The following is a 13,327-nucleotide window of genomic DNA, read 5'->3' as shown; positions in this document are numbered from 1 at the left end:
CATGCATGATCGCCCGTGTCTCGGTCAGCCGTGAGGCGGATTGCTAAGTGGGTTACGGCGACGACATACTGGTCCCGCGTACGTCAACCAACCACAAGCCGGTCCACACCGCAAGGAGACTGCCCGGTGGCGTCAACCGATTCACGAGAACAGCTCCTGGATTCCCTTCCTATGGAAGTATCGTTGCTCCGTCGCCTCGAAAGCCTCAAGGAGCTTGAACGGCAGAATCCATTAGGATGTGCCTCGCGAAAGGAAAAGGTCGCGGAGCATTCGTGGCATATCGGAATTGGCGTCATCGTATTGGCACAGTACTGCCCGGCCGACGTGGACATTGCCCGCGCTGTTCTGTTGGCGACCGTTCACGATGTCGTCGAGGCCTTCGTGGGAGACACATTCGCATTCGGCGACGACGTGGCGGGCCAGCAGTCGCGAGAACAGTCCGCCGTTGCGGAGATCCGCTCCAAGTTCCCCGGACAGGGCGCCAACCTCCTCGCAGACCTCTGGGAGGAATATGAGAGCCAAATCACCCCCGAAGCGAAGTTCGTCAAGGGTGTCGACGCATTTCTTCCGATTCTGCTGAACTTTGTCAACTCGGAGAACTCTTCGTGGCGTCAGCATTCGGTGTCGGCCTCGAAGGTGACGACACGGCTGGAGCGCGTCGCCGCATCGCTTGGTCCACTCGCTGACTTGAACCGGCGGATGATCAGCCAGGCTGTCGCGGAAGGTCATCTCGCGGACGGCTAAGAAGGGCGGCAGCGCATGAGTGAACCGTGGGTCCAGCAGGCCCTCACCCTTCTCGGAACGATACTCGGCGCGCTCTTGGGCCTGCTTGCGCCCGTTGTCACCGGCGGGATCGGACGACGCGAGCGAGATCAAACAGCACAACGGGATATCGCTCGGCAAATTCTCGAAATTTTCGAATCACCCCAGCCGCTCACCGACCTATTGTGCTCCAATGACAGTGCCGCTCGACGGCGGTTGTACCTGCTGGCAATGCGCGTCCAGGACTCAAAAGCCAGGGAATCGGCGCTGGAATTGGTTGCCGTCTCAGGATCGGACGGATCCGCGGAGCGTCTGCATGACGCGTGGTTCAACGCGATGACTCACGTTGGTCGCGTCTGGCGTCAAGGCAAGGCCTAGCTATGGACAGGCAGATGATCCCTGCTGAGGTCAGAGCGGCGCAGCGAGCACTCGGCCGCTATCAACCTACTCCAACGCAGTCCCAGTCACCGGCATTGCCGATTCAGAGTACTAGTTCCACCGATGTAGAGGCGGTTCTGGTCGAAATACTCGACGCCGACCGTGTCGATATCATCGGTGTTCTCCCGCCGCACTGCGTCGACCGTTTGGTGGAGTTGCACGCGCTGCGGGAGACCGCGGAGGGCCGTGGTTCACTTCCGTCTCACGTACGCTACGTCACTCCAGCCCGAGACCGGGTCACACTCTATCGCCAACCCGGCGTCCTGGGCACCCTTGTGCAACGCTGGATAACCGGCGTTGCGGGTTTGCGGAATTGGCTCGAACCCAGGACAACTGATCCAAACCGGTCCAGGCGGTTGGAGATCTTCCAGTTCGACGACATGTTCCTTGACTGTGTCGTCTATTCCGTCAGGGATGGCGTCGAGCGGGCCGCGATTCTGAGCCAGTTGCCGATTCTCACGTCTGGCCAGGTGAGGCCAGCCACGGCGATATCCACGGTCGTCGCATCCCGGATGTCAACCACCCAGATCAATGATTTAAAGACCTATATCCGACTGCTGCTGAGCCAGGCGACGCCACTGACGCAGCGGCAGATCCGCTGCAGCTCGACGGAGAACCGCAGGATCGGCGGACCCTTCGTGCCGGCGATCCGTCGCGTGGCCGCTTATGGCCGCCTCGCTGTCGACGATGTCGAGCCGGTCGCGGTTGTCGCAATTTGCGCCAATACAGCATCAGGGCCCTGCGTTCTCCTGAAGCCCAGGAATCTCAAGAATTCCCGTGACGACTTTCGCAAACTATCGTTGGTCAGCGAGCGTATTCTCATAGAGGACATGTCTCAGTACTCCCGCGGTTCGATCGATGGAGACCACGAGAAGGCGCTGGACGACCTTTGGATGGCGGCGAATCAACCCGAGCCATTCCTCATTCCTGAGGAGAGTTTCAGAAAGGCCGCACAGCGTGAACTGTTCGTCACGTGCGGCCTGGATGTCGTGAGTGACCGATTAAGCCTGAAAGGCACCTGCGTTCTGGACCGAGAGGACGAGGCGACACACCTCGGTTTTTACGTCTTCCGCCTGGATCTACTGCGATCTACCGGTGTTGACGAGTTGAAGGAAGTCCAAGCCTGGAACCCAGAACTTACCCTGGTACCTATAGCTGACCTGTACAGCACGCCGATCAGGCCTCGGCTCAATCGGCTTCTCACGCGGAAGCAGGACTGGCTTGTAGACCATGTCTTCTCCACCCAATAATTTGTGGCTCAGCCCATAGAGGGGTGCTGCTGATGCTCGATGACATTGCGCCCGAACATCACACAGTTATTTCTGCCGCAATCTTCCGAAACCCTCGCAAGCAAGAGATCCTTCTCGGCGTGCGCAAAGCGACGCCTCTTGTTCGGAGGTTCCCGGGAGCGTTGAGCACGCCCACGATAGGGGTTCCATCCAGATTGTTCGGCATACTCGATGAGGCAACCGACGCGGGTGGACGGGGGGTTCATCCCGTCAGTCCGCGGGAACCAGTCCAGGTTGGGCGTGGTGGATACTTGAATTCGGAGGCTGCCTATGCATTGGAGAACCTCTTTGCGCGAAAACTTGGACTCGCCGCTGCACTCACGACTGGGCGGTTCTACGCAGAGGCAAGGCTAATCATCAAGTCGTGCGACGATGTTGCGGATCCTTTGGGCACCCAAAGAACCAACCGAACCTCGATGCTCACCTATGAGGTAGTAGTTAAAGGAGGGAGCGACCAGGTGCCTGGTGAGACGGAATCGTATTCACCACTCATTTGGGCACCGGTAGAACTCGCTCATCGGGCGATAGTGACGCGAGATGCGCTAGTGGTCGATGACCGGCTCAACCCATTCGAGGTGTGCGTGAGCGGCCTCTGCCTGAGATCCATTGCTGGCGTCCTAGCTGGTTCGCTATGATGCCGCTGAGGGTCCCTGCTTGAAGTCTGGAAACCATAGTGCAATTTCGCGCGCTGCCTCATCAGGATCACCGGAGGCGTGTACGAGGTTCGCCACAGGCCGTGATTCATCATTGGCGCTGTCGGTCGAGTCCACGCTCAGGTCGCCGCGAATGGTGCCCGGTGCCGCCATTACGGGAAGGGTGTTCCCGACAATTCTGCGGACGTTTTCAATCGCACGATTCCCGCTAAGGATGACCGGAATCAGGGTTCCGCCGCTCAGAAACTGCACCAACCGTAAGCGCACGATTCGGCCGATCTCCAGCGCATTTTCGGTGCCGAGTTTTTCCAGTGTGGACTTGCCGAGTTGCTCGTGGTCGGCAAGGGTCTTGCCTCCGACGGATCGTAACCATTCCTCGTCCTGCGGGTAATGATTCTCGATCATGTCGCGTTCGTTCGACGACGCGCGAATTGCCTCGATGCGCAGTCCTGCCCGTTCGAACCTACTGAGGATTTCGCCTGTCAAGCCTCGCCTGTACGCGTCCGGCTTGACGATGACTAGAGTGAACTGTCGCATCTCGGCTCCTTATCACGGCAAGCGTTCGCCTGCTACTGATCACGGAAAACCTGCCGGTAGTATGCCACGGTCCGCTCGATGCCGGCCGGTAAGCCGGTCAGGTCGCGTGGGTCTACCCCTAACTCTCCGAGCGTGGCAGGATTGGCGAGGACCACGGCACCCGGTGTCTCGCCCGGACGCATCGGCAAATGGTTGATAGAGCCCCTGCCGACGCAGCGGATGACCTCGTTCGCGATATCGAGAACGGTCGTGCGGTGACCGGTGCCGGCTTCATAAACGGTATTTTCTGCCGGCCTGCCTTCAATCTTGAACAGTGCTCTCGCGAGTATCCGAGCAAGATCTGCGACGTAGATCGTATCCATGATCTGGTGGCCGTCGCCGTATATCTCGATTGGTTCGCCATTGATGGCTCTCGCGACGAATGCGGGCACGATCTTGCGGACCTTGCTTGAACCGTATGGGCTCGAAAGCGCTTGGCCGGGGCCGTAGGAGTTGAAGCCACGCACCACTGCCACTGACACGCCACGAAATTTGGTGTACATCTCACAGAAGCGCTCTACGGTGCTCTTCGAAATGCTGTAGGGATTCTGTTCGAACCAGTTGCCGACGGCGATATTCACGCCTGGAAGGCCATAATGTGCCGCCGCTTCCAGGATGTTGATGCCGCCCACAATATTCGTTTCGATTGCGGGCCTCGGGTTCGCAATGGTTTCCTGTGTTCCAAGCACGCCGGCGAGATGAATCCAGGATTCTGCCTGTGACATTGCCTCGTGCACGGCAACGGGATCACGTATGTCACCAAGAGAAGCATGGACTCCTGGCGGCATCGCATGTGATGTCTGAAGGCGATCAAACGCAACAACGGTGCGGCCCATAGCCAGCAACTCCCGAGTCACGTATTGACCGATGAACCCGCTGGCGCCAGTAACCAGGACCTTCTTACCCGGCATCTCCACTCCCGGACGTGTCGACATCGCTCAGGTCCTTCTCCCCAACGAAAAACGTGAACGTGGGCACCCATCCCGTGCGACGGGTCGCCGTTCTCCTGTCTGCGGCAAATCGTTCGTAGTGCTCCATGTCGACGAACCAGTCCAAGAAATGGGTTAGTCGCCATCCCGCAAGAAGGGCTTCGTTGTAGTACGTCTCGGGCCTGCGGTGATAATAGGTCAACGGGCCTACGACTCCGGAGATGAAATAGTCAGACAACTCCTGCTCTTGCGACAGGTCCCGGTTGATTACGAAACCGTCGCTGACGACATGGCCCGCGTGGGCGAAGTAAGGATGCACAAGTGCGACGACAAGTCGGCCGCCAGGCTTCGCGACTCTGTGGAACTCCCGGAGCGCGGCGGACAGCTCGCTGACCCACATCAAGACCAGGCTACTGACCACGACATCGAACGTGCCGGAAGGGTAGCTCATGCTGGTGATGTCTTCGCGACTACTTCGTATTCCTGCACGTCGACTTGGCGGTGGCGCGAGGTCACATTGCCAGGCCTCGGACGGACTTAGCTCATCGAAGAGCCAGCCGGTCCCACATCCGGCGTCGAGGACACATTTCGTGCTCACCGGGCCTACCAGGTCCACAACGTTGGGAATCAAGCCCACTCGCCGGAGGTATTCTGAGTCTCGCCCTGTGTCGCCCGTCAGATTGGCATAAGGTTCGTGCTGGTCAGCCCAACGTAGACGGCCAATGTCTGAATCGCTGATAGAAACCCCCCAAGCGTCGCCCGTCCGCGCTGTGTAACCAGGTGGCTGCTGTCGACACCACTCGTGCGGGTCGATGCGCGCAAGTATGACAGGGGTTCTGCCGGAGGTACATCCCCGAGGCGGCTCGAGGACGTCTTGGTGCGGGCAGGTGTCGGTCAAGCGCTGCGCGGAATCTGTCGTTCAATGCCCGACGGCAGGCCCGGCCGCTCCGACTGTGGCCAGCTCGAAACGGAAGATCTTGAACAACCGCTGCGGGAACACGTCGTCGAGCTCGAATTGTCAACGGCGAACCATTCCGGGTTGAAGTGGACGCTTTGAGGACGAGGCATCGGCCAGCCGCACGCCGGCAAGGAGCACCAACAGCGGAAGGACCGCTACTGGCCGCCAGCTCAAGCAGCGGACGCGGCGGAGTTTCGGACCCATTCCTGACCGCGTTCAACCCTGTCGAGGCTCCGAAGAGGCACACGTGCCGCCTCATGAGGGCCCGCGCCTCCAGATGATCGACTCGGTTGCGGCGATGTCGCCTGTCCGGACGGCCCGGATACCCCGATTCTCGGGAAACGGCGTCTCGTTGTTGGGGACAGCGCATTCATCCTGCCTCGTCGGCGTAGCGGCGGGCGAGCACGGCGAAGGCGGCCTTGAGCTAGGTGTTCCGCCTCAACGGTGCGGCCGACTACAGATCGGGTCTCCGGGGCGTCCGCCAACGGCCGTCGGGCGGCCGGACACACCGGACACACCGGACACACCGGACACAGACTAAGAAGGCCACTGACCGGGCTTACCTGGTCAATGGCCTTCTTTGTGTGACCTAGCACGTGTGCCCCCGGCAGGATTCGAACCTGCGCCCCCGCCTCCGGAGGGCGGTGCTCTATCCCCTGAGCTACGGGGGCTCAGCGACTGGAGAAGACTAGCAAACCTCCCCTGCGTACGCCGAATCGGTATCGGGTGAGCCGATCGTGTCGGACCGGCCCACCCGGTGCTCAGGCGGCTACCACCCGCCCGCAGCTGGGCAGCGGGTGCAGGACGATTCGTCGAGGGAGCCGACGCGGCCACTCGTTGCGCGGCCAGGAGCCGTCCACGATCAGGTGGACGGTGCGCTGCTCCTCGCCACTGAGCCGCAACACGAAGTCGCGGGGGAGCGGCGGGTCCACCGTCGGCGTAGTGATCATGAAGCGCACCCGACCGCGGGACGAGACGGCGGAGATCACGTCGGCGGCCGGCATCGTGCCGCGCAGCCGGACCCGGCCGATCCAGTAGACCTCCGCGAGGTGCTCCTGGGCGGCCCGGGTGATCCCCGGGTACTCGCTGCGGACCCAACGCTCGACCGCGCTGACGCAGAGCCCGCAGGCCCGCTCGCGCGGCTCCCGCGGACCCAACCCCCAGGCCCGCAGGTACGCCCCGACCGCGCCAGTGTCCAGCGGCAGCTCGAAGCGCCGCTGGATGAGCGTGGTGAGGCTCTGCCGCGTCCACAACTCCTCGTCCAGGCCGAACTCGTCGGGGTGGACGCCCCGCAGCGTGTCGATCAACTCGAGTTCCTGTTCGCGGCTGAGCATTCCCGGCTCGCCCTGCCGCTGTCCGCGACGGACGGCTGCCACCGCCCCGTCACCACCGATGGTGTGGCGTCGGCACCAACTGGTGACCGAGCGCCGTGCGTCTCTGAGTGCAACCCCCACGTCTTGGGCAACGAGCCCGAATCGCAACTGGTCACGATATGTGGGGAGAAAACTCTCTAAGCAACGTAATCGCCTGTGCCACGCAAAACACCCGTACGGGACGAAAGCGGGCGTTCGGGGTGGGCGGGTACATGGCCTCGACATGGTGCGGCCCGCGTCCCCGCAACACAAGGGCGGGAACGCGGGCCGCGTGCGCCCGTCCGGTCGGTCAGCCCTTGGCTGCCTGCGCCTGGAGCTGCCGGAGGTTGTTCAACTCGGTCTGCTGGGTGGCCTTCATGGTTTTCGCCACCCGCAGCACCTCGGCGTTGTCAGTCGCGCCGAGCGCCGCATCGATCATGTGGATGCCGCCCAGGTGGTGGTCATACATCAGGGTCAGGAACTGCCTGTCGACCTCGATGCCCTGTGCGTTGCGCAGGGCGGTCATCTGTTGCGGCGTGGCCATGCCCGGCATCAGGCCGTCCTTGACGGTGGCCCCGTCGGACATCCACGACATCGGCGGCTTCGACCCGGTCGGGCTGAGGCCCCATTCGCGCAGCCAGGTCTGCATCGCGCCGATCTCGCCCTGCTGCCCGGTGGCGATGTCGACGGCGATCTGCCGCACCTCGGGGAGGGTCGCCGACCGGTACGCGATCAGGCTCATCTCCACCGCCTGCGCGTGGTGGGTGGTCATGTCCCGGGCGAAGCCCGCCTCGACCGAGGCGTCACCGGGTCGGGTCAGCCGCGGGGTGAGCAGGCCGCCCGCGTACCCGAGGAGGAGCCCCACCACCAGCATGATGGCGAGCGCCACCACGCCGTAGCGCGACGCCGGGGCCCGGCCGCCCTCGTCCGGGTCGGCCGGGATCTCGTCGTACTCGCTGTCGGTGGTCGCCGGAGCGGTCATTACGGTCCTTACTGGGTGGGCTGCTGCTGGAGCTCACGCGGCGTGGTGCCGGTGGCGGTGATGCCGGTGTTGCAGAGCGCCGTCGGGCCCTCGACGGAGGCGTTCACCCGCAGGTCCTTGATGAACTCGTCGATCCGCGAGTCGTCGGCGTTGTCGACCTTGAGCTGGTAGCCCCAGGCCTGCAGCGAGATCGGCTTGTCCAGGCCCTCGTACGGGCTCATCATCGTCTTCTCGACGCCACGCACCTTGCCGGCGAGCTTGTCGACCTGGTCCTTGGGCAGGTCGGGGCGGTAGGTGATCCACACCGCGCCGTGCTCCAGGCTGTGCACCGCGTGCTCGTTGGCGATCGGGGCGTCGTACACGTCACCCATGCAGTTCTGCCAGGCGGCGTTGTGCACCCCACCCACCGGAGGCGAGTACTTCCAGGTCAGCGGGCCCGACTTGTGCGACTCGTACTTCAGGCTCTCCGGGTCGGACTTGCGGATGTTCGTGATGCCGTCGATGGCGTTGGCCCGCTTGTCCCACGGCTTGGAGCCCTGGAACGACGCCCAGGCGCCGTACCCGATGATGCCGGCCGCGAGCACGCCCACCGCGACGAAGAGCGCGATCGGCCCCCACGCGCGGCCCTGGCTCACCTTGACCGGGGTGACCGGCTTGCGCGGGCCCTTGCCACCGGCCCGGGGGGAGCCCGTCGGCTTGCCGGAACCGGCCTTGGCGCCGGACGCCGGCCGGCCCGCGGCCGGCTTCTTGCCGGTGCTGACCACGGTCGGGCGGCGCTCAGGGCCACCCGGGGTGCTGATGCTCATCGTGCCTCGTCAAGTCGGTCGGTCAGGGGAGTGGCGGGCCGGATGACGCGCAGGGGAGCCGCCGAGTGCCCGAGTCTACCCCCGATAACATGGTTGGGTGACTCCTGCAGAACTAGCCTCGGTCGTCCTTGCCGCCGCCCACGCCGTCTTCGAGCAGCGTGGGCTCGACCGCGCCGCGCTGCCGGCGAGCACTGTGGTGGAGCGACCGCGCAACCCCGAGCACGGCGACTACGCCTCGACGCTCGCGCTGCAGTTGAGCAAGAAGGTGGGCGTTCCGCCCCGGGAGCTGGCCACCGCCCTGGCCGACGAGCTGGGCCGGGCACCGGGGGTCAAATCGGTGGAAATCGCCGGGCCGGGCTTCCTGAACATCCGGCTCGACGCCGCGGCGGCCGGTCAGCTCGCGCGGGTGATCGTCGAGGCCGGCGCGGAGTACGGCCGCAGCGACCGGCTCGCCGGCGAGAAGATCAACCTGGAGTTCGTCTCGGCCAACCCGACCGGGCCGGTGCACATCGGCGGGGTCCGCTGGGCGGCCGTCGGCGATGCGCTGAGCCGGCTGCTGCGGGCCACCGGCGCCGACGTCGGCACGGAGTACTACTTCAACGACGCCGGTTCGCAGATCGACCGGTTCGCCCGGTCGCTACTCGCCGCCGCCAAGGGCGAGCCGGCGCCGGAGGACGGCTACGGCGGGGCGTACATCGCCGAGATCGCCACCGAGGTGCAGGCCCGCCGGCCGGAGGTGCGCTCACTCGACGACGACGCCGCCCAGGAGGTCTTCCGGGTCGAGGGCGTCGCGCTGATGTTTGACGAGATCCGCACCTCGCTGCGCGACTTCGGGGTGGAGTTCGACACCTACTTCAACGAGAAGGACCTGCACGACCGGGGTGAGCTGGACCTCGCCCTGGCCCGGCTTCGCCAGCAGGGGCACCTTTACGAGTCCGAGGGCGCCACCTGGCTGCGCACCACCGACTTCGGCGACGACAAGGACCGGGTGCTGCGCAAGTCCAACGGCGAGTGGACGTACTTCGCCGCGGACTGCGCCTACTACCTGGACAAGCGCGAGCGCGGCTTCGAGCGGGTCGTGATCATGCTGGGCGCCGACCACCACGGCTACATCGGTCGGATGAAGGCGATGTCCGCCTGCTTCGGCGACGACCCGGAGCGCAACCTGGAGATCCTCATCGGGCAGCTGGTCAACCTGCTGCGCGACGGCGCCCCGATGCGGATGAGCAAGCGGGCCGGCACCGTGATCACCCTGGAGGACCTGGTCGAGGCGATCGGCGTGGACGCCTCCCGGTACGCGTTGGCCCGCTACTCCAGCGACTCCCCGATCGACATCGACATCGAGCTGTGGACCCGGGCGACCCGCGACAACCCGGTCTACTACGTGCAGTACGTGGCGGCCCGGACCGCAGGCGTGGCCCGCAACGCCGCCGAGGTGGGGCTGGTCCCGGGCGACGCCGACGCGTTCCGCCCCGAGCTGCTCGACCACGAGAAGGAGAACGAGCTGCTCAAGGCGCTCGCCCAGTTCCCCGCGGTGGTGGCCACGGCCGCCGAGCTGCGGGAACCGCACCGGGTGGCCCGCTACCTGGAGGAGAGCGTCGCCGCCTCCTACCACCGGTTCTACGACAACTGCCGGGTCCTGCCGCTGGGCGACGAGGAGATCACCGACCTGCACCGCGCCCGGCTCTGGCTCAACAACGCCACCCGCACGGTGATCGCCAACGGCCTGCACCTGCTCGGCGTCTCCGCACCCGAGAGGATGTGACATGAGGGCTCATGAGGCCGGTGCGCTGCACGCGGACATCAGCAACCAGGGGCCGGCCTGGCTGCGTACCCCGGCCGACGTCAACGCCCTCGTGCCGGCGCTGTGGCCGCGGTCGGTGACGCGCGGCGCCGACGGCGCGGTCGCCGTCGCGGGCCTGAGCGTCCGCGACATCGCGGCCGAGTTCGGCACCCCGGTGTACGTCCTCGACGAGGCCGACCTGCGCTCGCGCTGCCGCGACTTCCGGGCGGCCTTCCCGACCGAGGACGTGTTCTACGCGGGCAAGGCGTTCCTCTGCCGGGCGGTGGTCCGGATGATCGCCGAGGAGGGGCTGCACCTGGACGTCTGCACCGGTGGTGAGCTGGCCACCGCGCTGTCGGCCGGGATGCCGCCGGAGCGGATCGGCTTCCACGGCAACAACAAGTCGGTCGCCGAGCTGGGTCGGGCGCTGGACGCCGGGGTGGGCCGGATCATCGTCGACTCGTTCACCGAGATCGACCGGCTCACCGCGCTGGCCCGCGAGCGCGGGGTCCGGCCCCGGGTGCTGGTCCGGGTCACGGTGGGCGTCGAGGCGCACACCCACGAGTTCATCGCCACCGCCCACGAGGACCAGAAGTTCGGCTTCTCGCTGGCCGGCGGCGCCGCCGCGAACGCCGCGTTCAAGATCCTCGACGAGGGTGTGCTGGAGCTGCGGGGCCTGCACTCGCACATCGGCTCGCAGATCTTCGACGCCAGCGGCTTCGAGGTCTCGGCCCGCCGGGTGCTCGCCCTCCAGGCGCAGATCCGCGACGCGCGCGGGGTGGAGCTGCCCGAGCTGGACCTGGGCGGCGGCTTCGGCATCGCGTACACCACCCAGGACGACCCGGCGACCCCGCAGGATCTGGCCAAGCGGCTTCGCAAGATCGTCGACTCGGAGTGCGCGGCGGAGAACCTGGCCGTGCCGCACCTGTCGATCGAGCCGGGCCGGGCCATCGTCGGGCCGGCCGTGTTCACCCTCTACGAGGTCGGCACGGTCAAGGACCTCGACGGCCTCCGGACGTACGTCAGCGTCGACGGCGGGATGAGCGACAACATCCGCACCGCCCTCTACGACGCGTCCTACTCGGCGACGCTGGCCTCGCGGGCCTCGACCGCGCAGCCGTTGCTCGCCCGCGTGGTGGGAAAGCACTGTGAGTCCGGGGACATCGTGGTGAAGGATGAATTCCTGCCCGCCGACGTGCAGCCCGGAGATCTTGTCGCAGTGCCCGGCACCGGTGCGTACTGCCGGAGCATGGCCAGCAACTACAACCATGTGCCCCGGCCACCGGTGGTCGCGGTACGCGACGGCCAGGCGCGCCTGATCGTCCGGCGGGAAACCGAAGAGGACCTGCTCGCATTGGATGTTGGATGACGTCACCTGTGCGCTTGGCGCTGCTCGGCTGTGGCACTGTCGGCCAGGAGGTGGTCCGGCTGCTGCACGAGCAGTCGGCCGACCTGGCCGCGCGGATCGGCGCTCCGCTGGAGATCGCCGGCATCGCCGTGCGGCGGCTCGGCCGCGACCGGGGCAACCTGCCGGTCGACGAGGACCTGTTCACCACCGACGCGCTCGGCCTGATCAAGCGCGACGACGTGGACGTGGTGATCGAGGTGGTCGGCGGCATCGAGCCGGCCCGGAGTTGGCTGGTCGAGGCGCTGCGCGCCGGCAAGAGCGTGGTCACCGCCAACAAGGCGCTGCTCGCCGAGGACGGCGTGGCCCTGCACGAGGCGGCGGCCGAGGGCGGCGGCGACCTCTACTACGAGGCGTCGGTGGCCGGGGCCATCCCGCTGCTGCGCCCGCTGCGGGAGTCGCTGCACGGCGATCGGATCAACCGGGTCACCGGCATCGTCAACGGCACCACCAACTTCATCCTCTCCGCGATGGACGCGACCGGGGCCGGCTTCGCCGAGGCTCTCGAAGAGGCCACCGCCCTCGGGTACGCGGAGGCTGACCCGACCGCCGACGTGGAGGGCTTCGACGCGGCGGCGAAAGCGGCGATCCTCGCCTCGCTGGCGTTCCACACCCGGGTCGGCGCCGCCGACGTGCACCGCGAGGGCATCACCGAGGTGACCGCCGCGGACATGGCCAGCGCCCAGGCGATGGGCTGCACGATCAAACTGCTCTGCATCGCGGCCCGGGGTGTCGACCCCACCGGCCGGGAGACGGTCAGCGTCCGGGTGCACCCGGCGATGATCCCGCGCAGCCACCCGCTGGCCAGCGTCGGGGACGCGTTCAACGCGGTCTTCGTGGAGGCGGACGCGGCCGGGCAGTTGATGTTCTACGGTCGGGGCGCCGGTGGCGCGCCCACCGCCAGTGCGGTGCTCGGTGACGTGGTCGCGGTGTCCCGCAACCGGCTCGCCGGGGTGCGCGCGGCCAGCGAGAGCGCGTACGCGGACCTCGCGGTCCGGCCGATGGGCGAGGCGTTGACCCGCTACCACGTAAGCCTCGACGTGGCCGACCGCCCGGGTGTGCTGGCCTCGGTGGCGAGCGTGTTCGCCCGGCACGACGTGTCGATCGCGACCGTGCGGCAGGGCTCGGCGGTCGGGCCGGCGGGCCGCGACGGCGACGCCGAGCTGGTCATCGTCACTCATGTGGCACCGGACGCCGCGCTCGCCGCGACCGTCGGTGAGCTGCGCGGTCTGGACATCGTCCGGTCGGTGACCAGTGTGCTGCGGGTCGAGGGCGACGCCTGAGTCGTTGCATCATCGACGGGACGGCTTGCGCGTCCCGCCAGGTGGGTAAGCCGGGGTGTGCCATTGACCACTCCAGCGGGCTGGTCCAAGGTGGCCCTGATAATCGGGTGG

General features: G+C 66.0%; 12 protein-coding genes and 1 tRNA gene. 6 read left to right on the top strand and 7 right to left on the bottom strand.

Annotated features, from left to right (window positions below):
• Positions 1-126 precede the first annotated feature (126 nt).
• The 3 genes from ACIA47_RS19355 to ACIA47_RS19345 are packed head-to-tail and all read left to right on the top strand — an operon-like array spanning position 127 to position 2,450.
• Positions 127-744, top strand: a complete 618-nt coding sequence (locus ACIA47_RS19355) for an HD domain-containing protein (protein WP_203121451.1) — start codon at positions 127-129, stop codon at positions 742-744.
• Between the two features lie 15 nt (positions 745-759).
• Positions 760-1,140, top strand: a complete 381-nt coding sequence (locus ACIA47_RS19350) for a hypothetical protein (protein ID WP_203121453.1) — start codon at positions 760-762, stop codon at positions 1,138-1,140.
• A 14-nt stretch (positions 1,141-1,154) separates the two neighbouring features.
• Positions 1,155-2,450, top strand: coding sequence for a hypothetical protein (locus ACIA47_RS19345; protein WP_396709551.1), 1,296 nt, complete (start codon positions 1,155-1,157; stop codon positions 2,448-2,450).
• A 668-nt stretch (positions 2,451-3,118) separates the two neighbouring features.
• Here the strand turns inward: ACIA47_RS19345 and ACIA47_RS19340 are convergent.
• The 7 genes from ACIA47_RS19340 to ACIA47_RS19310 form a co-directional block, all read right to left on the bottom strand.
• Positions 3,119-3,679 carry a nucleoside-diphosphate kinase gene (locus ACIA47_RS19340; RefSeq protein WP_203121457.1) on the bottom strand — a complete coding sequence of 187 codons (561 nt, stop codon included), beginning with the start codon at positions 3,677-3,679 and terminating at the stop codon, positions 3,119-3,121.
• A gap of 32 nt (positions 3,680-3,711) precedes the next feature.
• The gene (locus ACIA47_RS19335) at positions 3,712-4,629 is read right to left on the bottom strand and encodes an NAD-dependent epimerase/dehydratase family protein (protein ID WP_396709758.1); all 918 of its coding nucleotides are present in this window, start codon (positions 4,627-4,629) and stop codon (positions 3,712-3,714) included.
• Positions 4,619-5,245, bottom strand: a complete 627-nt coding sequence (locus ACIA47_RS19330) for a class I SAM-dependent methyltransferase (protein WP_396709756.1) — start codon at positions 5,243-5,245, stop codon at positions 4,619-4,621. Before ACIA47_RS19330 ends, ACIA47_RS19335 begins: the two co-directional genes overlap by 11 nt.
• 959 nt (positions 5,246-6,204) lie before the next feature.
• Positions 6,205-6,276 (bottom strand) — tRNA-Arg (locus ACIA47_RS19325).
• A 90-nt stretch (positions 6,277-6,366) separates the two neighbouring features.
• Positions 6,367-7,059, bottom strand: coding sequence for a winged helix-turn-helix domain-containing protein (locus ACIA47_RS19320; RefSeq protein WP_112583609.1), 693 nt, complete (start codon positions 7,057-7,059; stop codon positions 6,367-6,369).
• A gap of 208 nt (positions 7,060-7,267) precedes the next feature.
• Positions 7,268-7,939, bottom strand: a complete 672-nt coding sequence (locus ACIA47_RS19315) for a DUF305 domain-containing protein (RefSeq protein WP_396709549.1) — start codon at positions 7,937-7,939, stop codon at positions 7,268-7,270.
• 8 nt (positions 7,940-7,947) lie between these two features.
• Complete coding sequence (locus ACIA47_RS19310) at positions 7,948-8,745, bottom strand: DUF3105 domain-containing protein (protein ID WP_396709547.1); 798 nt, start codon at positions 8,743-8,745, stop codon at positions 7,948-7,950.
• Positions 8,746-8,842: 97 nt separating this feature from the next.
• On the opposite strand from ACIA47_RS19310, the gene argS reads away from it, so the two are divergent.
• Genes argS through ACIA47_RS19295 form a run of 3 tightly spaced genes read left to right on the top strand, consistent with a single transcriptional unit; the run spans position 8,843 to position 13,216 of the window.
• Complete coding sequence (gene argS, locus ACIA47_RS19305; RefSeq protein ID WP_396709545.1) at positions 8,843-10,510, top strand: arginine--tRNA ligase; 1,668 nt, start codon at positions 8,843-8,845, stop codon at positions 10,508-10,510.
• Between the two features lies 1 nt (position 10,511).
• Positions 10,512-11,897 (top strand): diaminopimelate decarboxylase, encoded by a 1,386-nt coding sequence (gene lysA, locus ACIA47_RS19300; protein WP_112583605.1) that lies wholly within the window; start codon positions 10,512-10,514, stop codon positions 11,895-11,897.
• A gap of 8 nt (positions 11,898-11,905) precedes the next feature.
• Positions 11,906-13,216, top strand: a complete 1,311-nt coding sequence (locus tag ACIA47_RS19295; RefSeq protein ID WP_203121472.1) for a homoserine dehydrogenase — start codon at positions 11,906-11,908, stop codon at positions 13,214-13,216.
• Positions 13,217-13,327: the final 111 nt, after the last annotated feature.

The organism is Micromonospora sp. NPDC051227, assembly GCF_044455385.1.
Lineage (GTDB): Bacteria > Actinomycetota > Actinomycetes > Mycobacteriales > Micromonosporaceae > Micromonospora.
Note: the sequence above shows the minus strand (reverse complement) of the source record. Positions and strands in the feature narration are given on the sequence as shown.

What these genes read in the sequence shown, in the direction of transcription:
- ACIA47_RS19345 (WP_396709551.1), top strand. Translation starts at nt 1,155, where the DNA reads ATGATCCCTGCTGAGGTCAGAGCGGCGCAGCGAGCACTCGGCCGCTAT.
- ACIA47_RS19315 (WP_396709549.1), bottom strand. Translation starts at nt 7,939, where the DNA reads ATGACCGCTCCGGCGACCACCGACAGCGAGTACGACGAGATCCCGGCC.
- ACIA47_RS19335 (WP_396709758.1), bottom strand. Translation starts at nt 4,629, where the DNA reads ATGCCGGGTAAGAAGGTCCTGGTTACTGGCGCCAGCGGGTTCATCGGT.
- ACIA47_RS19340 (WP_203121457.1), bottom strand. Translation starts at nt 3,679, where the DNA reads ATGCGACAGTTCACTCTAGTCATCGTCAAGCCGGACGCGTACAGGCGA.
- ACIA47_RS19310 (WP_396709547.1), bottom strand. Translation starts at nt 8,745, where the DNA reads ATGAGCATCAGCACCCCGGGTGGCCCTGAGCGCCGCCCGACCGTGGTC.
- lysA (WP_112583605.1), top strand. Translation starts at nt 10,512, where the DNA reads ATGAGGGCTCATGAGGCCGGTGCGCTGCACGCGGACATCAGCAACCAG.
- ACIA47_RS19350 (WP_203121453.1), top strand. Translation starts at nt 760, where the DNA reads ATGAGTGAACCGTGGGTCCAGCAGGCCCTCACCCTTCTCGGAACGATA.